The 26,600-nt window shown below is 65.0% G+C and carries 21 protein-coding genes; 3 read left to right on the top strand and 18 right to left on the bottom strand.

Translation table 11 applies throughout. The annotated features are described in order from the left end of the window. The first annotated feature begins 17 nt into the window (after positions 1 to 17). The gene (locus tag RO009_19975) at positions 18 to 434 is read left to right on the top strand and encodes a MaoC family dehydratase (protein MDT3687313.1); all 417 of its coding nucleotides are present in this window, start codon (positions 18 to 20) and stop codon (positions 432 to 434) included. Positions 435 to 752: 318 nt separating this feature from the next. Beyond that, entirely contained in the window at positions 753 to 3,059 is a 2,307-nt protein-coding gene (locus tag RO009_19980; protein ID MDT3687314.1) for an ATP-binding protein, read from the top strand. Positions 3,060 to 3,200: 141 nt separating this feature from the next. On the opposite strand, the gene RO009_19985 is transcribed toward RO009_19980, so the two are convergent. From RO009_19985 to RO009_20060, 16 genes are all read right to left on the bottom strand, one after another. Continuing rightward, a complete protein-coding gene (locus RO009_19985; protein MDT3687315.1) occupies positions 3,201 to 6,158 on the bottom strand; it encodes a bifunctional [glutamine synthetase] adenylyltransferase/[glutamine synthetase]-adenylyl-L-tyrosine phosphorylase in 2,958 nt (985 codons plus the stop codon). Beyond that, the gene (locus RO009_19990; protein MDT3687316.1) at positions 6,155 to 7,567 is read right to left on the bottom strand and encodes an ATP-binding protein; all 1,413 of its coding nucleotides are present in this window, start codon (positions 7,565 to 7,567) and stop codon (positions 6,155 to 6,157) included. The genes RO009_19985 and RO009_19990 overlap by 4 nt, the downstream gene beginning before the upstream one ends. A gap of 7 nt (positions 7,568 to 7,574) precedes the next feature. After that, entirely contained in the window at positions 7,575 to 8,255 is a 681-nt protein-coding gene (locus RO009_19995; protein ID MDT3687317.1) for a response regulator transcription factor, read from the bottom strand. A 256-nt stretch (positions 8,256 to 8,511) separates the two neighbouring features. Next, entirely contained in the window at positions 8,512 to 10,017 is a 1,506-nt protein-coding gene (locus RO009_20000; GenBank protein ID MDT3687318.1) for a Do family serine endopeptidase, read from the bottom strand. A gap of 160 nt (positions 10,018 to 10,177) precedes the next feature. Beyond that, positions 10,178 to 10,663: a cytochrome c-type biogenesis protein gene (locus tag RO009_20005; protein MDT3687319.1), complete on the bottom strand. Its 486-nt coding sequence runs from the start codon at positions 10,661 to 10,663 to the stop codon at positions 10,178 to 10,180. A gap of 63 nt (positions 10,664 to 10,726) precedes the next feature. Continuing rightward, positions 10,727 to 12,706, bottom strand: coding sequence for a heme lyase CcmF/NrfE family subunit (locus tag RO009_20010; protein ID MDT3687320.1), 1,980 nt, complete (start codon positions 12,704 to 12,706; stop codon positions 10,727 to 10,729). Positions 12,707 to 12,743: 37 nt separating this feature from the next. Next, complete coding sequence (ccmE, locus tag RO009_20015) at positions 12,744 to 13,211, bottom strand: cytochrome c maturation protein CcmE (GenBank protein MDT3687321.1); 468 nt, start codon at positions 13,209 to 13,211, stop codon at positions 12,744 to 12,746. A gap of 60 nt (positions 13,212 to 13,271) precedes the next feature. Next, entirely contained in the window at positions 13,272 to 14,399 is a 1,128-nt protein-coding gene (gene ccmI, locus RO009_20020) for a c-type cytochrome biogenesis protein CcmI (protein MDT3687322.1), read from the bottom strand. A gap of 57 nt (positions 14,400 to 14,456) precedes the next feature. After that, the gene (locus RO009_20025; protein MDT3687323.1) at positions 14,457 to 15,863 is read right to left on the bottom strand and encodes a hypothetical protein; all 1,407 of its coding nucleotides are present in this window, start codon (positions 15,861 to 15,863) and stop codon (positions 14,457 to 14,459) included. Between the two features lie 79 nt (positions 15,864 to 15,942). Then, complete coding sequence (locus RO009_20030; protein MDT3687324.1) at positions 15,943 to 16,428, bottom strand: RT0821/Lpp0805 family surface protein; 486 nt, start codon at positions 16,426 to 16,428, stop codon at positions 15,943 to 15,945. 94 nt (positions 16,429 to 16,522) lie between these two features. Next, complete coding sequence (locus RO009_20035) at positions 16,523 to 17,890, bottom strand: ATP-binding protein (protein ID MDT3687325.1); 1,368 nt, start codon at positions 17,888 to 17,890, stop codon at positions 16,523 to 16,525. A 3-nt stretch (positions 17,891 to 17,893) separates the two neighbouring features. After that, positions 17,894 to 18,562: a response regulator transcription factor gene (locus tag RO009_20040; GenBank protein MDT3687326.1), complete on the bottom strand. Its 669-nt coding sequence runs from the start codon at positions 18,560 to 18,562 to the stop codon at positions 17,894 to 17,896. A gap of 29 nt (positions 18,563 to 18,591) precedes the next feature. Next, positions 18,592 to 18,897: a hypothetical protein gene (locus tag RO009_20045; protein MDT3687327.1), complete on the bottom strand. Its 306-nt coding sequence runs from the start codon at positions 18,895 to 18,897 to the stop codon at positions 18,592 to 18,594. A gap of 73 nt (positions 18,898 to 18,970) precedes the next feature. Continuing rightward, a complete protein-coding gene (locus RO009_20050) occupies positions 18,971 to 19,306 on the bottom strand; it encodes a hypothetical protein (protein ID MDT3687328.1) in 336 nt (111 codons plus the stop codon). A 116-nt stretch (positions 19,307 to 19,422) separates the two neighbouring features. Continuing rightward, entirely contained in the window at positions 19,423 to 19,857 is a 435-nt protein-coding gene (locus tag RO009_20055) for a hypothetical protein (GenBank protein MDT3687329.1), read from the bottom strand. Between the two features lies 1 nt (position 19,858). After that, entirely contained in the window at positions 19,859 to 20,872 is a 1,014-nt protein-coding gene (locus RO009_20060; GenBank protein MDT3687330.1) for a glycosyl hydrolase 108 family protein, read from the bottom strand. 12 nt (positions 20,873 to 20,884) lie between these two features. Here RO009_20060 and RO009_20065 point away from each other — a divergent pair, with 12 nt between their 5' ends. After that, positions 20,885 to 21,409 (top strand): hypothetical protein, encoded by a 525-nt coding sequence (locus RO009_20065; GenBank protein MDT3687331.1) that lies wholly within the window; start codon positions 20,885 to 20,887, stop codon positions 21,407 to 21,409. Between the two features lie 204 nt (positions 21,410 to 21,613). On the opposite strand, the gene RO009_20070 is transcribed toward RO009_20065, so the two are convergent. Both RO009_20070 and RO009_20075 read right to left on the bottom strand, forming a co-directional pair. Next, on the bottom strand, positions 21,614 to 22,609 hold the full coding sequence (locus RO009_20070) for a DUF2793 domain-containing protein (GenBank protein MDT3687332.1): 996 nt from the start codon (positions 22,607 to 22,609) through the stop codon (positions 21,614 to 21,616). A gap of 97 nt (positions 22,610 to 22,706) precedes the next feature. Next, positions 22,707 to 26,591: a glycoside hydrolase/phage tail family protein gene (locus tag RO009_20075; protein ID MDT3687333.1), complete on the bottom strand. Its 3,885-nt coding sequence runs from the start codon at positions 26,589 to 26,591 to the stop codon at positions 22,707 to 22,709. Positions 26,592 to 26,600 lie beyond the last annotated feature (9 nt).

The following is a 26,600-nucleotide window of genomic DNA, read 5'->3' on the forward strand; positions in this document are numbered from 1 at the left end:
AGGACTTTGCGCCCGGAATGATTTTCGAGTTCGGCGACTACCTGATGACCGAGCAGGAGATCGTCACCTTTGCCCAGGCCTACGACCCGCAGCCCTATCACCTTCGCCGCGATCCCGGCCCGCACGCCGCGGTCAACGAACTGATCGCCAGTGGCTGGCACACCTGCGCCGTGACCATGCGCATGATGGTGGACCATTTCAATCCGCCGGAAACCATCCTGCCCGCCGGCGGCGTCGAGTCCTTGCGGTGGCTGCGCCCGGTTCGACCGGACGATCGTCTGCGCGTCAAGCTAACCGTCCTGGAAACGCGCGCCTCGACCAGCAAGCCGGATCGAGGAGTCGTGAAGGTCCAGGTGGAGGTGTTCAATCAGCGCGACGAGGCGGTCATGACCGAGAATGTGGTCAAGCTGTTCCGCAGGCGCATCCCGGCCTGACAGCCGGCGCTGCGCGTCCACCGACATCCGTGCGCGCCTTTCAAGATGCGCTGCACAATTGTCGCCTCGCGCTCTTGCGCGCGCACGAGCAGCTAACCGATTCTGAAGACTCGATTTCTTCACATCGCGTGCGCGGGCAGCGGCGTGCTGCGCCGGTCTGCGCACGCTGCTGTTCATATCTTTCTCGCGGTAATTGACTGTTAAGACTCTCGACAAATCAGCGCGCATCGATTCCAATCGGCATGTGATTCGGAGTGATGCGGCACATCCTTCCGGTCGGGGTGGCGTTAAGGGGATCCATCATATACGGGGGCCAGCATGGCGCGCGTCGAGGCGGCGAGCGCGTCTGTACGATCTGATTCGATCAAGGGCATGGCACAATCTATTGCCAAGCCCGCATACAGACGCCTGCTGACTGCCGAACCGGCGCTGCGCCGTGCGGTCCCCGCGCTGATCATCGCCTTCCTACTCACCATCGCAATTGGCGCCTTTGTGCAGGTGCTGGATCATCGCCGCCAGGCGATCGCCGATGCGAGCAAGGACATCGAAACCATCGCCGAAGTGCTTTCGGACCGTTTCGATCGCCCCCGCCGGGAGGACGCCGCGCCGCTCTGGCGCAGCGCACAGCAGGTTCTTGACCAGGCGCGCACCGCCCGCACCACGGCGGCGGGCCGCTATATTCTGGTCAGCAATCCGGAAGGCCTGGTCGTCGCCGCGGCGCCCGCCACCCCCGGCTTTGTCGGCCGCAAGCTGCTGGACATTCTTGGCGAAGCGCAGCCGCTGACTGCGCTCGGTGTGGATGCCGGCGTCATGGAAATCCACCTCTCCGATGACCGCCCGGCGCTGGCCACGGTGCGCCAGTTGAACCCGCCTTACGGCCAGCTCGCGGTCTTTCAACGCCGTTCGGATGTGCTTGCGGCCTGGCGTTCCGACACCACGCTAACGGTGACGCTCTCGGCCACCACCGGCTTCGTCCTTCTCATTCTCGGCTTTGCCTTCCACTGGCAGGCGACGCGCGCCCGCGAAGCCGATATCATTTATGACACCGTGCGCAGCCGCATCGACACCGCGCTCAATCGCGGCCGCTGCGGCCTATGGGACTGGGATCTCGCGCGCGGGCGCATCTTCTGGTCGCATTCCATGTTCGCCATTCTCGGAATCGATCCGAAGGACGATCTCTTGCCCTTCTGGGAAGTGAACGGGCTGGTCCATCCCGACGACATCAATCTCTATGATCTTGCCGCGCAGCTTGCCGAGTCGCGGACCACCTCTGTCGACCACGACTTTCGCATGCACCATGCAAGCGGCAAATGGATCTGGCTGCGCGTTCGCTGCGAGCTGGTGCAGCAGCAGCACGGCGAGCCCGGCCTGCATCTGATCGGCATCGCCGTCGACGTCACCGAACAGAAGGGTCTGGTGGAAAAAACCGTGGCGGCCGACCTGCGCCTGCGCGACGCCATCGAGACGATTCCGGAAGCCTTTGTGTTGTGGGACGCTGACAACCGGCTGGTCCTCTGCAATTCGAATTTCCAGGCCCTGCACAATCTGCCTGACGAAGCTGTCGCCGCCGGCACGCCTTACGAAGACATCGTTTCCCTGGGCCGCAAGCATGTGATCCGCACCAAGATCAGCGCCGCGGGTGCCGACATTCCCGGCGCCCGCACCTTCGAGGCGCAGCTCGACGACGGCCACTGGCTCTATATCAGCGAGCGGCAGACCAAGGATGGCGGCTATGTTTCCGTCGGCACTGACATCACCGCGCTGAAACAGAACGAGCGCAAGCTGATGACCAGCGAGAAGCGCCTGCTCGCGACCATTGAGGACCTGCGGCAATCGCAGCAGCAATTGCAAGACTTGGCGGAGAAATATGCAAAGGAAAAGGACCGCGCCGAGGACGCCAATCAGGCGAAGTCGAAATTCCTTGCGAATATGAGCCACGAACTGCGCACGCCGCTCAACGCCATCATCGGTTTTTCCGAGATCATGGAAAAAGGCATGTTCGGCGACCTGGGCGCGCCGAAATACAAGGAATATTGCCGCGACATCCACCAGAGCGGACAATACCTGCTCGACGTCATCAACGATGTGCTCGACATGTCCAAGATCGAGGCGGGCCGCTTCAGGCTCGAGCCGCAGGAGGTCGAGCTCGACCAGATTCTTGCCGACGCCATGCGCGTTGTCTCTACCACCGGCGAAGAAAAATCCCTGTCGCTGAATGCCCGCATCGCGCCCGGCATCCGGATGCGCGCCGACCGCCGCGCACTCAAGCAGGTGGCGCTGAATCTCTTGTCGAATGCGGTGAAGTTTACGCCCGATGGCGGCCGCGTCACCGTGCGCGGGCGCGCCCGCGGCGGCTGCGTGCTGATCGCGATCAGCGACACCGGCATAGGCATTCCGCGCGAGGCGCTGAAGAAACTCGGTAAGCCCTTCGAGCAGGTCGAAAGCCAATTGACCAAGACCTATCATGGTTCCGGGCTTGGCCTCGCCATCGCAAAGTCATTGGTCGAATTGCACAACGGCACGATGCGCATCCGCTCGACGCCCGGCGCGGGCACCGTTGTGCTGGTGCGGCTGCCGGTCGAAGGACCGGCGCTGGGACAGCCGCAAACTGCGACGGTGCACTGAGGGAGCGCGCGCACCTTTATGTGAGTTGTCACCGCCCGCGAAAGCCGGCGATCCCGTAAGCACAATATTTTCACCAGTTTACTGGATGCCCCGCTTTCGCGGAGCATGACAGAACGGGCAAATGATCGAAGGAAAAACGTTCTAACCCGCCTGTCCCAGGATCCGCAGAAAGCTCCGCCGCACCTTTTCCTGCGTCTCGATCACATAGGCATCGAGCGTTGCGAAATCCGGCACGTCTCCCGCGCGCGCGAGAAGGCGCAGCAGCCCGGCGCCGGCCTGTTTCGGATCGAAGGGACCTGACAGGCACAGCCGCAGGATCTGGCTGAGGTCCTGATAAAGCTGCGCCGCCGGCCGCAGCACTTCGGAGTCTTCCGGCGCCAGGAGCCCAAGCCGCGAGGCCTTTTCCAGGCAGCGCACCGTCGACGGATCGAGAATCTCCGGATGCGCGGCGGCATGCACGAGCTGCAGGTATTGCGCGATGAACTCGACATCGATCAGACCGCCGGCCGCATATTTCAGATCCCAGCGGTCCCCCTCGCCCTTCTCCTGCGCGATGGCGCGGCGCATTTCCGCGGCATCATCGGCAATGGTGCGCGCGTCCCGCGCACGGCTCAGTACGTCGCGGATCACTGCCTCCGCTTTTTCCCGAAAACCCGGCGTCGCCGACACCACGCGCGCGCGCGTCAGTGCCATATGCTCCCAGGTCCAGGCCTCGTTCTCCTGGTAATCCCTGAAGGAGTCGATCTTGGTCGCAACCGGCCCGGATCGCCCCGATGGCCGCAGCCGCATGTCGACCTCATACAGTGCGCCATGGTTGGTGCGCGCCGTCAGCGCACTGATCAGGCGCTGGGTGAGCCGGGCAAAATATTGCGCGCCATAAAGCGGCCGGCCGCCTTGCGATTCGGGCTGCGCCTCGTCGAAATCATAGAGCAGGATCAAATCGAGATCCGAGCTCGCCGTCATCTCGCGTCCGCCGAGTTTGCCGAGCGCCAGCAAGGCGGTTTTCTGCCCGGCAATACGGCCATAGGTTTCAATGAACCTGTTTTCGACCGCGACATGCAGCGCGCCGATGATCACGTCGGCCAGCCGCGCAAACACCTCCCCCGCCTGCACCGCCGTCACCGTGCCGGACAGGATGCGTGCGCCGATCAGGAACATCTGCTCCTGGCCGAAGATGCGCAGCCGGTCGAGCATATCCTCGTAGGACGACGACTGGTCGAGCGAGCGATAGAGCGTATCGGTCAGTTTCTGCTCGTCCGGCAATTCGCCGAAGAAGGCCGGATCGATCAGCGCGTCCATCACCTGCGGATGCTGCGCCAGAATCTCGGCGAGCCGCGGCGCATTGGTTAGGATAAGCATCAACAGCGACAAGAGGTCCTGATTCTGGCGCAGCAGCGAAATGAGCTGGCCGCCGCCCATGCCGTGCAGGCTGACAAGAAAGCGATCGAAACCGAGCAGCGCCGCGTCCTTGTTCTCCGATCGTGCCAGATGCGCGATCAGAAAAGGGACCAGTTCGTTCAGCTGCGTGCGCGCGAATTCGCTGCGCAGCGCCATGTATTGTCCGGAAAACCAGGTCCGGATGATCGCCGATATTTCCAGCGGATTGCGAAACCCCATCGCGGCCAGCCGGTCGAGCGTCTCCGGATCGTCCGCATCCTTCGGAAAAACGAAGATCTGGTCGGCGCCTTCCGGCAACGCCTGCTCGAACAGATGCGAGTAATGGTCCTGCACCTTGTGCAAGTGCTGCAGCAACGCCTCCGCGAATTCCTTGGCTGTGGCATGGCCGAGAAATCGCGCAAAGCGCTCCAACTCCTGCGGATCATCCGGCAGGATATGCGTCTGCTCGTCCGCCACCATCTGCAGGCGATGCTCGACCGTGCGCAAGAACAGATAGGCCGCCTCCAGATCGCGCGCCGCGGTCTCGGCGACCCATTTGCCGGCCACGAGCACGCCCAGCGTCGCCAAGGTGCGGCGCTGGCGCAATTCCGGATGACGGCCGCCGGCGATCAGTTGCTGGGTCTGGACAAAAAACTCGATCTCACGAATGCCGCCGCGTCCAAGCTTGATATTATGGCCGGCGACCGCGATCTCGCCGTGCCCCTTATAGACATGGATCTGCCGCTTCATCGCATGGATGTCGGCGAGCGCGGCGAAATCCATGTATTTGCGCCAGACGAAAGGCGACAGTTCTTTCAGGATGGCCTCGCCCGCGGCGATGTCGCCGGCGCAGGGCCGCGCCTTGATCAGCGCCGAGCGTTCCCAGTTCTGTCCGCGATGCTCGTAATAATCGAGCGCGGCCGGCGTTGAGATCGCGATTTGCGTTGAGGCCGGATCGGGCCGCAGCCGCAGATCGACCCGGAAGACATAGCCGTCGGCGGTGCGCTCAGAAAGCAATTTGACAAGGCCGCGCGTGACGCGGATCGCGATCGACGCCGCGTCCGCATCAGGTGCGAGCGCCGGTGCCTCCGGTTCGAAGAAAACGATGAGATCGATGTCGCTGGAATAATTGAGCTCGAAGGCGCCCATCTTGCCCATGGCGAGGACGATATAGCCGGAGCCGATATCCGGCCGCGCCGGATCGGCGGGCATGAGCTTGCCGCGGCGAACCGCATCGCCCAGCAAAAAATTCACCGCGCCGCCGACCGCCGTGTCGGCGAGTTCGGTCAGCGCCAGCGTCACCTGCATGATCGGCCAGACGCCGCCGATATCGGCCAGCCCGATCAGCAGCGCGGCTTCTGATTTCATCCGGCGCAACAGCCGCATGGCCTCCGCTTCGTCCTGCGTCGCCGCCAACGCCGCTCTGGTCTCCTGCAGCAATGTGCGGAAGCGCGCGTCCGGCGACGCCAGCAGCAACGCTGCCAGCCGGTTCGGTTCTGCGGAGGCGAGGTCCCAGAGATGCGGAGAATAAGCCGCAAGGCCGGCGATCAGCGCTTCGGTTTTTGGGTGAGCTTCGAAAGTTGTCTTGAGCGCGACCGCGTCCTCGAGGCCCGACAGCCATTCATCGAATTTGCTGCGTGCGGACGGATCGTCGGATGCATAGGGTCCCGCGGCGATGGCCGCGGCCAGAGTGGCCGCCGATGGACTTGCGGGGGATGTCATCCCGCCCCCTGCGGTCCCCCCCGCGGCACCACGATCACCGCCCGCAATCCGGGTTGGTTGTCATGCAGGCGCAGTTCCCCGCCATGCAGGCGCGCCACCGCCGCCGCAAGGCTCAGGCCCAGTCCGGAGCCGGGCACCGACCGGCTCTCTTCCAGCCGCACGAAGCGCTCCACCGCGCGTCCCCGATCGCCTTCCGGGATTCCCGGGCCGTTGTCCGCAACGCTCAGCAAGACCCGATCTCCTTCCGCCGCCGCTTTGACCACGATTCCCGTAGCCGTACCATTCTTCTGCGCGTCCGGCGCAGCATATTTGATCGCGTTGTCGACAAGATTGGCAAGCGCCTGGCTGACCAATTCGCGGTTGCCGGTCACCGGAACCGGGTTCGGCGCGTCGGCGTCGAGCGTGAGGCCTTGTTCTTCCGCCAGCGGTTCGTAAAGCTCGCAAATCCCGCGCGCGACCTCGCCGGCGTCGAAATCGCTCATGTCCTCGCGCGCCTGGCCGGATTCGGCGCGCGCGATCATCAGAAGGGCGTTGAATGTCCGGATCAGCCCTTCGGATTCGTCGATGATCGATTCCAGGGCTTCGCGATATCCCGCCTCCTCCTGATGCATCCGCAAGGCTTCTTCCGCGCGGTTGCGCAGGCGAGTCAGCGGCGTCTTCAGGTCATGCGCGATGTTGTCGGAGACCTCCTTGAGGCCATGCATGAGCGCCTCGATCCGGTCGAGCATGGCGTTCAGATTTTCTGCAAGGCGATCCAGTTCGTCCCCCGTGCCTGCCACCGGCAGGCGTCCGGAGAGATCGCCCTCCATGATCGTGCGCGTCGTCGCCGTCATAGCGTCCACGCGGCGCAGCACGCGCCGTGCGACGAAAAATCCGCCGGCCAGTCCCAGGATGACGACGATCGCCGCCGACCATTTTCCGGCATCAAGGACCACGTCAAAAAGCCGGTCGCGTTCTTCCAGATCGCGCCCCACAAGCAAGCGGAACCCGCCGGGCAGATGCTGCACGCGCACCAGCGCGCGGTGCAGATCGGAGACATCGCTTTCATCGATGCGGCGATAGACGGTTTCCGTCCAGCCGGCCCTCCCCATCACGCCCTGCGGCAGCGAGCCGACATTGCCGGCCAAGCCTTCGCCTGTCGGCGTCGTGACAAGATAGAGCGAGGAGCCGGGACGGCGTGATCGCGCCTCCACGATCACCACCAGCCGCCTGATGCCGGCGGCGTTGAATTGCGCCGTCAATCCCTCGACATCGAGATCGACCGTCTGCGTGATCTGCTCGTTGAACAGCCGCCGCGTGTTGAACGCGAAATAGCCGAGCAGAAACACCGCGAACAGCGCGAAGATGACCAGATAGACCAGCGTCAGCTTGAACGCCGTCGTGCGGAGAAGCTTGCCGAGCGCCGTCACCTGAATTTTACCGTGCGCCGTCACGGATCATGTAGCCGGCACCGCGCACCGTATGCAGCAGAGGCTGCGCAAATCCCTTGTCGATCTTGGAGCGCAGCCGCGAGATGTGAACGTCGATCACGTTGGTCTGCGGATCGAAGTGATAGTCCCACACATTTTCCAGCAGCATGGTGCGGGTCACCACCTGCCCCGCGTGTTTCATGAGATATTCGAGCAGCCGGAATTCGCGCGGCTGAAGCACGATTTCCTCAGGCCCGCGCCTGACCTGATGCGACAGGCGGTCGAGTTCGAGATCGCCGACCCGGTACACAGTCTCCTCGTTGCGTCCGCCGCGGCGGCGCGCCAGCACCTCGACCCGCGCCAGCAGCTCGGCGAAGGAATAGGGCTTGGGCAGATAGTCGTCGCCGCCGGCGCGCAGGCCTTTCACGCGATCATCCACCTGCCCGAGCGCCGACAGGATCAGCACCGGCGTCTCGACGCCCTTTTCACGCAAGGCGCCGATGACAGACAGGCCGTCGCGTTTCGGCAGCATCCGGTCGACGATAAGGACGTCATAGTCGCGATCGAGCGCCATGACGAGACCCTCCTCGCCATCCGGGGCATGGTCGGCGACATGGCCGACCTCCCGGAAGGCGCGAACGACGTAATCGGCCGCATCGCGGTCGTCTTCGATGATCAGGAGACGCATGGGAGTCCGCTCAACAATGGATTCGCTGGATAATAGCGAATTCCCGGGCGTCATGTGCTGGTTGGGAAATGAGGGCATGAGGGGGCGGCGACTGTAACTCTACACCACCGCCCCCTCACTTGACCTCGAGCCGGCGGGGGCGACGATTGCCGGGTGTCGAGGCTACATTGCAGGGACGGGCCTTTCGGCCCGTCCCCCGGGGTCCCGTGTCACCGGCGGGGGCGACGATTGCCGGATCCACACGCCCCTATCCCGTTCAACCGCGACCGGCCGGCAGCGCGACGAAGCGGCTGTTCTCGCCGGACTTCACCCGCATCAGCACGGTGCGTTTTCCGTCGCTGCGCGCATCGGCCAGTGCCTTGCGCACATCGGCCGGCGTGGAGACGGTCTTGCCGCCGACCTCGAGGATCACGTCGCCGGTCTTGAAGCCGCGCTCGGCCGCCGGACCGTTGGGATCGACGTCGGTCACGACGACACCCTCGGTATTTCCACCAGCTACGGAGCTCGCCGGCGCAAGTTGCAGACCAAGGCGCGCACCGTCATTGGCCGGGGATTCGCGATCTTGGGAGGCCTTCTTCGGGTCGCGCGGCAATTCGCCGAGCTTCAGCGTCACGGTCTTCTCGTTGCCCTTTTGCAGGAGCGTGAGTTTGACCGAGGTGTTCGGCGACATCGTTCCGATGCGGCGCGCGAGGTCTCGTGCGTTCTCGACCTTCTCACCGTTGACGGCGGTGATGACGTCGCCTGCCTTGATGCCGGCCTTCTCGGCGGGGCTGCCCTCCTGCGGTTCAGCAACCAGCGCACCCTCAGCCTTCTTCAGACCGAGACTGTCGGCGATGTCCTTGGTGACCGGCTGGATCTGGACGCCGATCCATCCGCGTGTGACCTGGCCCTTTTCCTTGAGCTGGGTCACGACCGAGTCCACCGTCGCGGCGGGAATCGCGAAGGCGATGCCGACCGAACCGCCCGAAGGCGAGAAGATCGCGGTGTTCACACCGACGACATTGCCTTCGGTGTCGAACGTCGGGCCGCCGGAATTGCCCTTGTTGACCGGCGCGTCGATCTGGATGAAGTCGTCATAGGGGCCTGCGCCGATGTCGCGGCCGCGGGCCGAGACGATGCCGGCGGTGACGGTGCCGCCAAGGCCGAACGGATTGCCGACTGCGAGCACCCAATCGCCGATGCGCGGCGCCTTGTCGGCGAGCTTGGCATACGGGAAGTTGTCGCCATCGACCTTGATCAGCGCAAGATCGGTGCGCGGATCGGCACCGATGACCTTTGCAGTGTGGGTCTTGCCGTCGTCGGTCTGCACTTCGACTTCGTCGGCCTTGTCGACGACGTGATTGTTGGTCACGGCATAGCCGTCAGCCGAAATGAAGAAACCCGAGCCCTGGCCGGAGCGGCGCGGGCTGCGCTGCGGGCCTTGCGGAAGATCCGGGAACATGTCCGGGCCGAAGCGGCGGAAGAAACGCTCAAAGCCGCGCGGCAACTGGCCGCCTTCGTCGGAGGAAAGCTGCGCTCCGCCATTGATCTTGACGCGAACCGAAATCACAGCGGGTTTTACTTTTTCAACGATGTCGGCGAAGCCGACGGGACGCTGCACGGTCTGCGCTTGCTGGGTGACGTTCTGGGCGAACGCGCCATGGCGGGCGGCGTCGGGCGCAATCAGCGCACCGGCAACGCCCAGGCTGAGAATGGTCGTTCCCAGCAACATCACGCGGCGTGCCGAGAGGCCGCTCGGTTTCGGAGGCAAGTTGGGAGTCATGAGTGGTCTCTCCATGTTCAGTCGAACTTGTGGGGTGGTTCGTCAGCCGCCCGTTGCGGCTAACATGGGGAGGCCCGCCTTACGGAAAACTGACGGCGGGATTAAATGTTGGTAACGTGTGGAGCGCCGATATTATCAGCAATATCAGCTACTTAGCTCGTCAGCGCCGCCCGTCGACAAACTCCGCCAGCCGCTTTTGCTCGTCCGCCGTTAATGCCTGCGCCGAATCCGGCTGGCCCGGCTGCCCTCCGCCTTGGCGCTGGCGCCGCAGAAACACGGCGAGTGCGGCCGCACCGCCGAGCAGCACCAGCGCCGGCAGCGACCAGAGCAAGGCGGTCTGCGCGTTCAGGCGCGGCTTCAGCAACACGAAATCACCATAACGGTCGGTGAGGAAATCGATCACCTGCTTGTCGCTGTCGCCGGCCTGCAACCGCTCGCGCACCAGGATGCGCAGATCGCGCGCCAGCGGCGCATCGGAATCGTCGATCGACTGGTTCTGGCAGACCATGCAGCGCAATTCTTGCGAGAGCGCGCGGGCGCGCGCCTCCAGCGCCGGGTCTTTGAGGATTTCATCCGGCTGCACCGCAAGCACGGGCGTGGCGCTGACAAGCGCAACACCCACAATGAGCGCACACAGTTTCCTCATCTCATCCTCAATCCTCACCCTCGGGAGGCTGCGTAGCAGCCGTCTCGAAGCGTGAGTTGGATATTATTCCGCCGGCTGCATCGCGGATTTCTTCGCCGGCTTCGGCGCACCGACACGCAGCCGGCGATCCGAAAGCGACAGCGCACCGCCCAGCACCATGATCATGCAGCCGACCCAGATCAGCAGCACCAGCGGCTTGTGATAGAGGCGCACGGAGATCGTGCCGTCCGCCGCCGGATCGCCAAGTGACATATAGATCTGGCTGAAGCCACGCGTCAGCAGCGCCGCTTCCGATGTCGACATGCCGCGCGTAGTGAAGCTGCGCTTGGACGGCTCGAGCGTGCCGATCACCTCGCCGTTTTGCCGCACGACAAATTTTGCGACCAGCTCGCGATAATTCGGTCCCTGCCGCGACACCAGGCCATCAAACGCCACGTTGTAGTCGCGGATGGCAACCGACTGGCCGGGCTTCATCGCCAGGATCCGCTCGGCATTGTAGCTTGCCTCGCCGGCGATTCCGAACAGGCATACGCCGAGCCCGAAATGCGCCAATGCGGTGCCGAAGGCGGAGCGCGGCAGACCGCGCAGTCGCCGCAACGAGGTTGTCGCCGGCACGCGAAACAGCTGCGCGCGCTCGGCGAGATCGGTGAGCGCGCCCACCATCACGTAGACGGCCAGCCCAATCGCAAAGGGCGCGAGCACCGGCCCGCCTTGCACCACCGCGAAGGTCGCGGCGATCGCCACAAGTCCCGCGGCAAAGGCCGCCATCAGTCGCTGCGCGGCGCCGAGGAGATCGCCGCGCTTCCAGGCCAGCAGCGGCCCGAACGGGACCGCCAGCAACAGCGGAACGATCAGCGGCCCGAAGGTTGCGTTGAAGAACGGCGCGCCGACCGAAATCTTGTCGCCGGTCAGCGCCTCCAGCGCCAGCGGATAGAGCGTGCCGACGAAGACGGTCGCCAGCGCCGTGGTCAGCAGAAGATTGTTGAGAACGAGCGCCCCCTCGCGCGAGATCGGCGCGAAGATGCCACCCTGTTTCAGGAGCGGCGCGCGCCAGGCGTAAAGCGCCAGCGAGCCGCCGATGAAGAAAACGAGAATGGCGAGGATGAACACGCCGCGCGTCGGATCGCTGGCGAAGGTGTGTACCGAGGTGAGCACGCCCGAGCGCACAAGGAATGTGCCGAGCAGCGACAGCGAGAAGGTGAGGATGGACAGGAGAATGGTCCACACCTTCAACGCATTTCGCTTCTCCATCACCACCGCCGAATGCAGCAGCGCGGTACCGGCGATCCACGGCATCAGCGACGCATTCTCGACCGGATCCCAGAACCACCAGCCACCCCAACCGAGTTCGTAATAGGCCCAATAGGAGCCCATCGCGATGCCGAGTGTGAGGAACATCCAGGCCGCGAGCGTCCAGGGCCGCACCCAGCGCGCCCAGGCGGCGTCGATCCTGCCCTCGATCAGGGCGGCGACAGCGAACGAGAAGGAAATCGAGAAACCGACATAGCCGAGATAGAGCAGCGGCGGATGCACCGCGAGACCGATATCCTGCAGGATCGGATTGAGATCGCGGCCTTCGAACGGCGCCTGCGGCAGCCGCGTGAACGGATTGGATGTGAACAGGATGAAGAAATAGAACGCGGCGGCGATCCAGGACTGCACGCCGAGCACATTGACGCGCAGGGTTTCCGGCAGGTTGCTTCCGAAGATGGCGACGAAGGCGCCGAACGCGCTCAGGATCAGCACCCAGAGCAGCATCGAGCCTTCATGATTTCCCCAGACGCCGGTGATCTTGTACAGCAGCGGCTTCGCCGAGTGCGAATTCTCAAAGACATTCAGCACCGAGAAATCCGAACTCACATAAAGCGCGGTTAGCGACGCAAAGGCAACCGCGACAAAGGCGAATTGCGCCAGCGCCGAAATATCGGCGACACCCATCAGCGCGCGGTCGCGCGTCTGCGCGCCGATCATTGGCACGCTGCCCTGGATCAGCGCCAGCGCGAGCGCAAGCACCAATGCGTAATGGCCGATCTCGGCGATCATGAAGCTCGCAGCCTCAATCCGTCATCCTGCGCCGGCATCACTGCTTCTTTGCCTCCGCGCCGCCCTTCTTGTCGTAATCGTCCTTCCAGTGGCCCTGCTTCTTCAGCGCGTCGGCCACCTCCTTCGGCATGTAGGTTTCATCATGCTTGGCGAGCACGGTGTCGGCGCGGAAGGCGCCACCCTCGACCAGCGTGCCCTCGGCGATCACGCCCTGCCCTTCCCGGAACAGGTCGGGAAGAATGCCGGTATAGCTGACACGAATGGCGGTCTTGCCGTCGGTGACCTCGAAGCGCGCATTCAGGTCCTTGCGGTCGAGCGTGCCGGGCTGCACCAGCCCGCCGAGACGAATGCGCGTGCCCGGCTTGACCTGCTTTTCGACGACGTCGGTCGGCGAATTGAAGAACACGATGGAGTCCCTGAGCGCGCTCAGCACCAGCACAGCCGCCAGCGCCAGCACGCCGAGGCCGGTTCCGATCAGCGCCAATCTCCGTTGCTTGCGCGTCATCTCACCTCTCGTTCATCCGGGCGTGCCGACTATATGGGTCTGTTTCCGGCAGCATTGCGTTCAACCCTCGATCCCCAATCCTTTGGCGGCTTCATCGAGCTTCTTGCGCTTGTCGGCGTCCGTGCCGATGGCCTTGCGCGCATCGGCCAGCGCCGTGCGCGCCTTGTCGGGTTCACCGAGCACGATATAGGCGCGCATCAGCCGCAACCAACCATCGAGATCGCTGCCGTCCGCCTTCAGCTTTTCGGCGAGGCGGTCCACCATGCCGCGGATCATCTCGCCGCGCTGTTCCGGCGTGAGTTGCTGTGCGGCGGCGACATCGTCCGCAGACGGATCGGCCGGCGCGCTTGCAGGCGGCGCGCCCGGATCGACGCGTGCGAGCGAATCCTGAATCAGCGGACGATACGGCGCATTCGGCGGCGCCCTTTCCAGCAGATCGCGCCAAATGCGCGCGGCGTCCTGCGGCTTGCCGTCCTGCTCTGCCGCCAGCCCGACATAATACTGCGCCCTGACGTCGGAGGTGTCGCGCGCAAGCGCGCGTTCGAACGCGGCCTTCGCTTCCGCCGTCACCATGCCGTTTGCCGCCGCCACCATCGCTTCGCCGAGATTGGATTCACGCTCGCCGGTCGAGCCCAGGAGACGCAACGCATTGCTGCGCGCGCGCACGGCGTCGGTGAAACGGCCGGCGCGCATATAGACCGGCGCCAGCACTTCCCAGCCGCGGCCGTCATCCGGATTGCGTTCGAGATGCGCCTCGACCTGCGCCACCATGCTTTCGATGGAGCGCGTATCCGGCGACTGATTGACGCGTGCAGCGTGCGGCAGGCCGGGAAGATTGGGAGAACCGACGCTGAGATAGAGCGCCGCCGCGCCGATGGGGAGAAGGATGAGCGCCGCAAGCGACACCGCCCGGCGGCGCCAGAGCGCGGCCGCCTGCGGCGCTGCGGGGGCCGGTTCCGCGTGGTCGGCGGCGGCCAGGAGCCGGCGCGAAACCTCGATCCGGGCAGCCTCGGCTTCCTGGGTTCCAATCAGCCCGGCCGCCAGATCGCGCTCAATTTCCGCCAACTGGTCACGGTACACGGCGAGATCGCTGCCGGAACGGGCCTTTCCGCCATGCCGCGACAACGGCCAAAGCACCGCGAAAATGGCCGCGGCGGTCATCAGAACCAGGATCAGCCAGAGGATCATGGCCCGCTTACATCACGGGGCAAGGCGGGCTGCAACTAGGGCGCTTAACGGAGGCTTTTAGCCCTTCGCGATCTTGCGTTCGCCCTGAGCGGCGAGATCCGCAGCCTTCTGCAGGGTGGCGGCATAGTCCTCGCCAAACACTTTGGCGCAGAAGCGGGCGGCCGCCTCGACCTGCGCATGCCGGAAGGCCCGGTCGGTGTCCCCGGCGGCACGCAAGGCATCGATCAGCGGCTGGGTCGAGGTGTCGAGATAATTCTGCACGTCGGAATAGACCCGCTGGGTCATCTCGTTGATGGCAAGCTCGCCGGCATAGTTGCGGCAGATACCGACAAACTCGATCAGCGCCTCGGTTTCGGCGACGTCGGTGGCGTCAAGACGGGCGGCGGAGGTGATCTCCTTCGCCGGACGTGGCCGCAGCAGACGCCGCACGCGCCCCGGCAGGGAATCGATCTCCGCCTTCAGCATGTCGGAGATTTCGGTGCGGATCGCCGACAATTCCCGCCCCCAGGGCGAATCCGTCGACAGGTTGATCTCGGTGCGCAATCCGCGCGCGGCATCGTGAATGGCTTTCAGCAACGCGCCGACGGCGACGCCCTTGCCGCTACGCAATTCGGCTTTCAATTCGCCGACCATGCGCTCCATTTCGGAAAGCACCATCGACACCGTGATCTCGTAATTCGTTTCCGCAATGCGCGCCGCGGAATCGCTGCCGGCGGCGCAGGTGGCAAGGCGGATCAGCTGCCATGGCGCCGCCAGTCGGCTCATCACGATCACAAGCACATACAGAAACAGCGGCGATCCGCCGCCGACCGGCGATTCCACCAGCGCCTTCACGTCATCGACCATGTCGTCGGAGAAATTCTTGATATGCCCTGGCAGCCGCGCCGAAAATGCCGCCAGCTTGTCGCGCGACTGCAGCACTTTCAGGATTGCCTGCAGATCCTCGAGCGCGCGCGGGGTCGCCACCTGGCCTATCAGCCGGCGCATCGCCTTGTCATCCTGCCAGGCGGCGTTGAGCGCCTGCTCCATCCGCACGGCGACGCGGTCCTGAAAGGCGCGTGCGGCCTCCTCGGCCTTCTTGCTGTCATTGGCGGCATAGGCGCGCGCAACCTGCTCGGTCGCCGCTTTCACCTCGCCGGGCAGCAGATCGCGGCCAATCCAGGTCCAGATCGGATCGAGCGACACCCGCGCGATGCGGCCCGGATGTTTGTGGGTCGCGGCGTCGTCGACGAGAAACGGTTCAAGCGGCTGGAAGAACAGGCGGGCGAGGTTGCCGGCGCGCGGTGACGGGCGGCCAGATTCGCGGGCGAAGCGGCGCAACTCCTGCAGCACCAGTTCGGCGCCGGTCGTCTCCTCGCCGCGCAACAGGCTGCGTTCAAGCTCTGCGATCAGCATAGCTTGAGCGTCCGGCTTGAGCTCCCGGAGAAACTGACGCAAACGGTCGACGAGCGGTTCGTCGCCCATGGACATACCCTAAACGCACACACCAAGATGTCTTGATAGAGGTAGGGCGTTAAGAAGCCGTTGAGTGGAAAATTCGGGACTAAGTGACCGGCGTCCAGCTGCCATCCGGGTTCCGGCAGGCCTGTCCGCGCGCGATCTGCGGCCGCCCGTCGATATAGATGGTGTGGGTATAGTCGCGGCAGCGGCTGCCGCGGCGGTCATAATAGGGGCCGGGCACGATGGAACCCCGCCGGCCGGAATCCGGATTTTCCCAGCCGACAGGAGCGCCCGGCGCCCCGCTTTCCAGCGCCGCCATCTGCGCCTCATAGGCGCGCTGGCGATCCTCGTCGTCGAGCGCGGCGCCGATCCGGTTGCCGATCATGCCGCCGAGCACGGCACCGGCGACACCGGCCGCGACGCGCGAGCGTGTGGACCCGCCGATTTGCGAGCCGACGATCGCGCCCAGAGCCGCGCCTGCCACCGTGCCGCTGGTCTCCTTCGGAGCTTCCGCAAAGCGTTCGCTGTTGGCGCAACCGGCAAGGACCGCGCCGATCGACACGGCCGCCAAGACTTTAAGAGAACGCATGCAGGGAGCCCCTCGGAAGTGACTTACTGAATATGTGTAAAGCCGATCGATTGCCGGCCGGTTACCTTGCGGGAGGGATTGCGGCGAAACTCTGTCAGGCGGCGGGAATGACCAGCTCCGCCCGCAGACCGCCGAGCGGCGCTGAGCCCAGTGTCAGCCCGCCACCATAGAGCCCGGCGAGTTCGACCACAATTGACAGGCCCAGCCCCGACCCCGGCTTGGTCTCGTCCAGCCGCCGGCCGCGGCGGGCCACCTGCTCGCGCTCGGCCGGGGTCAGCCCGCGGCCGTCGTCATCCACCAGAATGCGAATGACCTGGCGCTCGGCATCGACGCGCTCGGTCGAGAGTTCGATCGACACCCGCGCCTGCGCCCATTTGCAGGCATTGTCGACGAGATTGCCGACCATCTCCTCAAGATCCTGCCGCTCGCCGCGGAAGCGCACATCCTCGGGCGCCTCCATCTTCAGCGTCACCGCCTTTTCCGGATGCGTCTTTTCCATGGTGCGGACCATCGCCTGCATGACCGGCAGCACTTCGGTGATGGTCGCGACCACGGTCAGGCGCGCGGCCATGCGCGCGCGTTCGAGATGGCGCGCGACCTGATCGCGCATGATATCGATCTGCTCGCGCACCTTCTGCGCCAACGGATCGTCGCCGCGCGCGGTGGCCTCATTGACCATAACCGAGAGCGGTGTCTTCAGTGCATGCGCCAGATTGCCGACATGCGTGCGGGCGCGCTCGACGATCTCCCGGTTGGCGTCGAGCAGCGCATTGGTCTCACGCGCGAGCGGGGCGATTTCGACCGGGAATTCTCCCTCCAGCCGTTCCGCACGGCCGGCGCGGATGGCGGCGAGGCTTTGCGAAATGCGTTTGAGCGGCAACAGGCCGAAACGCACCTGGAAGGCTGTGGTGAGAAGGAGGATGAGCGCAAGTGCGGAAAAGGTCAGACCGAGCGCGCGATCGAAGGAGTGGATGTCGTCCTCGATCTCGGCGGCGTCACCCGCGACGGACACCAGGAAGGTGCCTTCATCGCCGAGGTCGATGGTGCGCTCGACAATGCGCAGCTTCTGATCTTCCGGCCCGCCAGCATAGCCGGTGCGGATGGCGACGGCGGCGGCCGCGTCGGTGACCAGCAGCCGCGGCAGGCTGCCGTCCCACAGCGAACGCGAGGCGCGCACGTCGTGCTTGCCGCCGTCGATGCGCGTAACTTGCCAGTACCAGCCCGACAGCGGCAATTCGAACAGCGGCTCGGAGACCGATTGCGGAAACGGCTCGTTGGGATTTTCGGGAGATGCGACGTCGGAAATCAGCGTGCGCAGATAGACGCCGAGGCGGGAATCAAAGGCGCGCTCGACGCCGGCGCGATAAAGCGAGGAGAGGATGATGCTGGTAGCGAGCAGGATCGCCACCGTCCAGACGGTCGCCCAGAGAAACAGGCGCAGCGCGAGGGAGTTGGAGCGCATGCGTCAGCGCGCATCGGGCGGCGTGAGGAGATAGCCGAGCCCGCGCACGGTCTGGATCACGTCGACGCCGAGTTTCTTGCGGATACGGCCGACGAAAACTTCGATGGTGTTGGAATCGCGGTCGAAGTCCTGATCGTAGAGATGCTCGACCAACTCGGTGCGCGACACCACGCGCCCTGTGTGATGCATGAGATACGACAGGAGCCGGTATTCGTGGCTGGTCAGCTTCACCGGATGGCCGTCCACGCTGACGCGCCCCGTGCGGGTGTCGAGCCGCACCGGCCCGCAATTGAATTCGCTTTTGGCGTGTCCGGCCGAGCGGCGCAGCAGTGCCCGCACCCGCGCCAGCACCTCTTCCATGTGGAAGGGCTTGGGCACGTAATCGTCGGCGCCGGCGTCGAAGCCCTGCACCTTGTCGCTCCAGCGGTCGCGTGCGGTCAGCATCAAGACTGGCATGGCGCGGCCGGCGCGACGCCAGGCCTCCAGCACCGAGATGCCGTCCATCTTCGGGAGCCCGATATCGAGGATCACCGCGTCATAGGGCTCGGTCTCGCCGAGATAATGCCCCTCCTCGCCGTCGAAGGCACGGTCGACGACATAGCCCGCGTCGGTCAGCGCGGTGGCGAGCTGGCGGTTGAGATCGGGATCATCCTCGACGACGAGGAGACGCAAAATGGAACCCTCCGGATCAGTCGGCCTGGTCAGCCGCCTTCGACCGGCTTGCCGGTCTGGGCGTCGATGGCCGTCCGCGTCACCTTGCCATCGCGCGCGACGACTGTCAGCAGGTAGACGAGACCTTTTGAACCCTGGCAGAGCCGGGCATTGACCACTTCATTGCGGCGCGCCTTCGCGGCGCGGATGGCCTTGGATAGCGGTACAACCTTGCCGGAGGCCACCACCGTCCGCCGCTGATCAGGCGTCAGACACTGGCCCGGCTCGGCCTTGACCGGCGCGACAAGGCCGGTGGCGGCCAGGACCGAGGCGAGAATCAGGACTGAGGGAAACATGGTGTGTCCATAGGTATCCGCCGCTGAACCCGGGATGAATACGGATCGAGACGGATTGAGAGCGGAGACACAACTAGGCATCATAGATCGCATCATCGCCTTCACGCAGGTCGCGGATGCCGGACGGCACCGGGAAGCCGTATCCTCGCCCCGGAGCTTCGTGCATCAGCTTCCCGGACTTGTGATAGCTGCTCGTATAAATGTCAGCTCCAATCATCTGCAGCGCAAGCACGATGGCCTGCACTGAATCGGTGCCCCATGCTATTGACTCCTGGCGACCTTCGGGCCAGTCGATTTCGTATCGACAGAACCACGCCGCTTCACGCTGCTCAGGCGCGAAAAGTCTGACCGCGATATCTACGGTGTCGCTCAATTCACGCAGCTTGAGAATGCGAGTCGCAATAATCATCGAGGCACCTCAATAATTCAGAGGCGGAACGGGGCGTCCGGCAAGACAATTCGATAATCGTAACGCGGCTTGAGCATAGCATGCCCGTAATCCGACCATCTTGCATTGGAACATCCTCATCCCCGCCCCGCCGTGAACACCCGCGCCACCTTCTCGAATGGCCGCGCGATGAAGAAGGACAGGATGATGGCCTGCTCGTAAGTGTCGTAGGGCGCCGGCAGTTTTGAAATTCCCCAGCCGAGCGGAAACGTTGAATCGAGCACAATGGCGCCAAAATGAATGACGCAGGGGTAGACCAGCAAAGGCCGGATCCAGGCGGTCACGCGCCAGCCGCGATCGGCCTGCAGAATCTCGGCCTGTTTCCGCCGCGCCTCGAGTTCGGCATTGATCTGCGCCAGCGCGATCTGGGTGTCGGCTGCAGCGCCCGTTTGAAAGCGCGCCAGATCCTCGCTCGCCTTCTGTCGGAAATGTTCGGCGACGCGCGTCACGATGCTCTCAATGACGCCGCTGCCGAAGAGGCCCAACAATTTCAGAAGAATGCCGCCCGTCATCTCAGCCGTCCTTCTGGCCGACGCGGCCGGTGGTGGCTAAACGCAGAATGATGGTGAGGACGCCGATGATGGCGATGATCTTCACCGCATAAGCCGGCGGCAGGAGCGGCGCAAGATCGACGGCCTGCAGCGCATCGAGGATATCGGCGACAACGCCCGCTCCGGCGATGACCGCACCAAAGACGAGCGTCTTCCATCCCTTCAGTGTCTCGCGCAGTCGCGACAGCAGGCCCCGCGCGTCGAGCGGCGCATCCTGCTGCCGGCGCTGCCACCAGCGCCAGAACATCCAGCCGGCGACAGTCATGATCGCGATCACCGCAACACAGGCGATCGTCACCGGCCAGCCCGCGCCCGCCTGATGCGACGCCTGCGCCGCCGCGCCGCCGGCAACAACAATCGCGGCTGTCGCTGTTCTCCGCGCCGTCTTCGCAATTGGCACCTCGCCCCGGCCCCGCGCCGCAGAGACCGCGCCGATGTCCTGCGCGTCAATGTCCTGCGCGCCGTTGGCCATCGCCAGCGCCGCGCGCCGCACGTCGGCGACGCGGCGGCTCCAGCCGACGCCGAAGACCGGCCAGGTGCGCAAGGATTTCAGAAAGGCCAGCCGCTCATCGCAAATCCGCGCGATCAGATCGTCGGTATCGTGCGTCGTCGCGGCGGCGATGACCGCATCGCTGACGCGGCCATCATCGGGCAGGCCGAGCAGCCGCTGCAGCACTTTCGCCGCGCGCGAGATGCCGCTGTTCACGCCATAGTCAAACACGGCATAGTCAAGCCCGGCTGGCAAGTCGTCGCAGCGCAGGGCGTCCCAGTATTTGTCGCGATAGATCGCCTTGGCATCGGCGAGCGGCATCGCCCGCACGTCCTCGGCGGTCGCGTCCGGCTTCACGTATTTGCGATAGTCGTGAATGGTGATGCCGAAATTGGTCGGCCCGCCGGGATCGCTGGGGTGATTGGCATAGCCGCCTTCATGCCCCAGCAGGCGCCGCAGCGCCTCATCGTAAGTTGAAACTGCCATGCCGCTTTCCTCATGAAAAAAGCCGCGCACAGCGCGGCGGCCAAAACAAAAGGGCCGGCGTGCAGCCGGCCACTTGAGTTCTCGATGTGCATTTCGCAGATGCGCGTCTTGCGGTGCGCCGCCTCACCCCCGCGAGGCGAAGGCCGGATCGCTCAGCCGCTTCACTTCCTGCACCACCCTCGCCTGCAACAGAGCATCGTCATCGAGCCGGCTGTGAATGCGCGAATGCTGTTCCTGGACGAGCTCGCCTGTGAAGCCCGGCCCCGCGCGCAGGACGCCGCGGCCGAGCGGTGTGATCTTCTGATAAAAGCAGAGCGCGCGGCCGACATTTTCGGCACCGGCGGCGGTCCGAACAGAAGCCTGAACGACGTCGGGTCGAAACACACGATCAGCGGCACGTTGATGCTGCGCGCAGCAAGCAGGGTGGCGACCTTCAACGCGGCGTCCGCCCCCATCGAATGGCCGATCAGGACGGGACGCGCGCCCTCTTCCGCCGCGCGCGACGCGGCCGCAAAGATGCGCGGCACCTCGCCATAGGGCCGCAAGAACGATCCCTGGTCGAAGACATCGCACGGCACGCCGCTGCGTCTGAGCTTTGCAGCGATGGCGTCCATGCCGCCGGAAAAATAGAAAGGCGCGCCGCCCGCGAGCCCGCGGATGGCGAAGGCCTGAACTTGTGGCATGAGATCCTGCAAAAGGTTTGGTGATAAAAAATCGCGTTTCACGGCAACGCAGGCGCGATCAGCCGCTGCCGGCGAGCCAGGCCCAGCGGCTGACAGCGGCGTCGTACCAGAGAATGACCGACCGCTTCGCGGCCAGCGTGATGTCGGCGCCGAAGCGAAAGCGATTGCCGGCCGCCGATCCGGCATGCTCGTCCTTCATCACAATCGGTTGCGTTCCGACATTCATCAGTGCCAGCACCCGTCCCTCGCCGCCACCGGACAATCCGGTGATGTTGCGCGCAGCGTCCGATGACAGGCGCAGCACGCTGGCGCCGGCGAGTCCCGCGGGATTGTAGTCGTTCTGGTCGGCGGCAATCTGCGCGGGCGTGATGTTGCCGGTCAGGAACAGGCCCGCGTTGAACTTTGCCGCGCCGCTTGTCCGGTCGAACAGCATCGCGTCGAACCAGGTGCCGCCATCCGGCGATACCTTGACGTGCAAATCGTCGTCTCCGGTCAGGCCGATTTCGGCGCGGCCGGACCAGCCACTCTGCATCAGCAGCGAGAGCGTGTGGCCGGCGCTCTCCTTGTTCAGCTTGTAGCGCAGGTCGCCGTCGCCGCCCTCGCCGGCCGTGCGGGCGGTCCACAGCGCATTGTTCAGCTTGGCGGCGAAAGGATTGTTGACGTCGGCGCTGGTGCCGATACCCAGACGTGTGAGGTTCTGCAACTCGCTGGCCTCGACGATCGCTTCCGTCCATTCACTTCCATTATAGGCAAGCAACAGAGATTCATCGGCGACAAAGCAGATCCACCCCGTCTGCGGCGCGTGGAACAGCCAGCCGCCATCTGAATATTGCGCGATCTGGTCGTCCTTGCCGGCGAAGCCGCCGCTGCCCGGCGCTTTCACAATGTAGCGCGCGGCCTCGACCGGTGCCGGCGGCGGCGCGGTGAGATCACGGTCCTCCACGCTGAGCATCACCAGCGCGTCGAGCATGCGCAGCGCTTCGTTGTGGGTGACATGCTTCTGCGCCTGGCCGGATTCGAGATAGGGCAGCGACAGATGGGGTGTGCTGGTCATGAATATTCCTGACAGATCATTATGAACTTGCGCCGTCACCCTGAGGTACCCGAGCGGAGCGAGGGCCGCTGCGCGGCGAGCACCTCAGGATGACGAACTAGATGCTTGCGCTCATTTCAGAAGGGAATCCCCTTCCTACGCTCGCCGACATCTGCGCCACACGGAAGGTGATGCTGGCCTGCGGCGATCCGAAATCGGCGAACTCATCCACATTCACATAAAGCACCGACGGCGATGACGCCGTCAGCTTGCGCACGACATTTCCGCCGTCGAGAATGTCGATCTCATACGCCTCCCCCGCCTCGCCGAGCGGCACGTCCTGTGTCTCCCAGGAATCGCCGTCGATGCGCGTGCGCCGGATCCAGCGCAGCAGCACGCCGTCGTCGGTGCGGCGTGCCGCCAGATGCACCGGCGACAGCGGCCGCAGCGCCGTTGCCTGCGGCGTCAGCGTCATCGCGACGGCCGCGACATCGCCGTGATCGCGCCCCGCCGCGACAATGCGTAGATGCATGCTCCGCCCGAGCGTCTCGAGCCCGCGCGCCAGCGGAATGACATGCTGGTCGAGCAGCACAAACGGCGCGCTCGCCGGCAACGGATAGCCGATCGCGCTTTCGCTGCCGGCCTGTCCGCGCAGCAGGCGTGACAATATATAAGTGCGCTCGCCAACCAGCTCCGCACGCGCAAATTGCACGACCTCCCAGGCGCCGTCCGGCCGCTGCAACGCCGCGACATTGGCGCCGTTCAGCAGTGCCGCATCCGAGACCGAGACCAGCGCGCCGCCATGCAGTTGCACGCGCACCGCAGAAGCATGGTCGAAGCGGCCCGCCGGACCTGCCGGCAGATCGTCAAGCGTCACGCCGATGATCGACGGCGCCAGAGCCAAAGCCGCGCGCGTATAGCTCAGGCCGTCGCCCGACGACCAGATTGCCACCGGACCCGGCCAGGGATCGGCGAACACCGCGATGCGCGTCAACACTGGCGGTTCGCTCGCGTCGAGCGTCGGCAGATCGAGCAGATGCGCCTGCACCGGCCCGACCGCCGGCGGCAGATCGGGCGAGCGGTGGCGCGGCACGGGCAGCGGCAGATCGAACACTTCAGGATCGATCGCCCGCGCCGTCACCGCGCGGCTGTCGGTGTCGACGATCTCACGGATTTCAAACAGCCGCCGCCGTCCGCTCACCGTCAGCGCGATGACGTCGCCCGGCATCAGGCGCAACAGGCTTGGCGGCAGCGCGAATTCCGCGCTCTCGCGCCCCGCCCAGACATCCTGCAGCCAGATGTCGGCGCGCCGCGCCGCGGCGGCATCGTTCGTCACCATCGCGACATTGTGCTGGACGACACGCGACGCGGCGCCGACCAGGCGCCGCGAGGAGGCCGCCGCACGGCGATAATCGGCGCCTGCATCGATGTAGCCGAGCGTGACTTCGCGCGGCAGGTCTGTTTCCTGCGCCCGCTGCAGCCGCACCGGCGCGCCCTCGCGCGGCAGCACCAGATCGTTCTCGTTGAGCTCGATCACAGGCGGCCCGCCGCGCGGCCGGAATGTCAGCGCGCTTTCGCCTTCGACGGCGTCGAACGCATAAGTGAGCGCCAGCGGCTCGATCGCCGCGCGCGCCGCCATCGGTCGATCGATGACATAGCCGTCCGGCCCCTCGCCCAGCGCCGAGGCGTCGCCTGCGTCGGCTTCCGCATCGCTCAGAATATTTGAAACAAGCCCTTCAAGCTGCGAAGCGCCAAGCCGCCCGGTCAGCCAATGTCCGGTCGCCCAGTTCGGTCCGTCGCTCCACACATCGGTGGCGGCGGGAAACACCGGATAGGGCCGCGCATCCCAGGTCCACAGATGAATGCCGGACGGATCGACCATGCGCCCTGTATAAAGAGACGACGCCGGATTGAGATCGCTGTCCTCCGCGAAAGCGCTCAGCACGGTTTCCAGATAGCGCCGCTGCATGACATCGTCGCGCCGTCCGTTGGAGAAATGCGGAAAGCCGCCATTCGCCGATTTGAGATCGGGAAAGATGCTGGGCTGGTTGCCGCCCTTGTCCACCGCCGGACAGCCGGTTTCGGTCAGCCAGAACGGCTTGCTCTGCGGGATCCAGTCCGTCGGCGACGCCAGCTCCGTGCCGCCCACGCGCTCGTAATGTTGGTTCGACCAGAAACTCCACAAATCTTTCTGCCGGAAGATCCATGGCTTGCCGAGCCCGTCCGTGATCGGCGTGCGCGTCTGCGCGCTGCGCGCCGCGGCGTCTGCATAGAAGAAGTCGTAAGCCTCGCCGCCCGCCAGATTGCGCTTCAGATAGTCGCGGTCATGGATCGACGCCGCCAGCGCGCGGTCGAGATGATCATGCGTGTCGCGCCAGTCCGCCAGCGGCGGATAATAGTCGATGCCGATGGCGCCGATCGCCGGCGAGGCCCAGAGCGGATCGAGCGGAAAACGCACTTCGTTGGCGCCAGCGTCGACGACATGCGCGCCATATTCGGTCCAGTCGGCAGCATATATGACGACGCAGCCGCTGCCGAGAATGGCTTTCACATCGGCAGCAAGCGACACAAGCTCAGTCACTGCCGGATAGACGCCTGACGCCGAGCGCACGCGTGTCAGGCTCTTCAACTCCGAGCCGATCACGAAAGCATCGACTCCGCCTGCCGACGCGGCGAGAGCCGCGTAATGCAGGATCATGCGCCGGTAATTCCAGTCCGACGGTCCGCCGCCGGCGAAGAACGCCGCGATCTGTTCGCCCGCCGCCGCCGTGCCGTCGGGCGAACCGGGCATGCCGGGCGCCGGATCGCAGGTGATGTCGCCGCGCCAGGGATAGGCCGGCTGCGAGGGCGCACCGCTCCAGGGATCGGGCCGCGCATTGCCTTCCGGAATGTCCATCATCACGAACGGATAGAGCGTCACCTTCAGCCCGCGCGCCTTCAGCTCATGGATGAGATGAATGACACTCGCGTCCGACGGCGTGCCGCCAAAGGCCGGCCGGCCGTCGATCTGCGACACGAGAGTGGCGCTGCCGCGCGTCAGGCCGGCGACGTTCCAGTTCGCGCCATGCGTCGATTTCTGTACGTTGTCGATGCCGGGCCGCAGCTTGCACCGCCCCGCGCGCAGGTCGTCGCCGAACCAGGCGACAACAATCGCCACGCGTTCGAGATGCGGACACACCGCCTGCAATTCGTCGAGCGAGGCGATGACGTCGGACGGCGCATGCGCAACATGCCGGTTCTCCGGCGCGGATTGCCCCGGCCCTGTCACCTGCACCACGGTCGCCGGCTCGTAGCCGAATTCGGTCGCGCCGGGGATCAGCGTCACCGCGCGGACCTGCTGTTCGAGCCGGCCCACAGGCCGCAGCACTTCGAACGACAATTGCGGAATGCGGTTGCCGAAATTGGCGAGCGGCAGGCGCTCGAACACGACGTAAGCGAGCCCGCGATAGGCCGGCGTGTTGTTCGCGCCTTCCTTGGCGACGATCAGCGGATCGGGGGCCTGCGTCTCGTCGCCCTTGTGGATACGACAGGTCACGCCGGAAAGATCGAGCGGTTTGCCGTCGGCCCAGATGCGCAGGACGTGTCCGATCGGACCTTCGCAGAGGCCGACCGCAAAATTTCCGAAATAGCTGTAAGTCGTGGTCGTCGTGGTGACGGCGGGACTTCCGCCGCCGCCTCCGCCGCCCTTGCCGCCACCGCCGCCGCCGGTCGTCTCGCTGCGGGTGGAGACGACTTCCTCGAGCTTCGTCGCCCAGATCACCTGGCCGGACAACCGCACGCGGCCATAGATGCGCGGGATCGGCGCGCCCTCGCTTGAGGCCATGACGTCGAGATCGGCAAGGCGCGGTCCTTCCTGCGAGCGATGAATGGTGTCGGGGCCGAACAGCGCGCGGTCGAGATAACTGCCGGCAATCGCACCCGCAATCCGTCCCACCATCGCGCCGGCCGGCCCGAACGTATTGCCGAGCGCTTGTCCGGCAACGGAAAGAAGAAGAGCGGCCATGCGGAAACT

It is taken from the genome of Pseudorhodoplanes sp. (assembly GCA_032027085.1).
GTDB lineage: Bacteria > Pseudomonadota > Alphaproteobacteria > Rhizobiales > Xanthobacteraceae > Pseudorhodoplanes.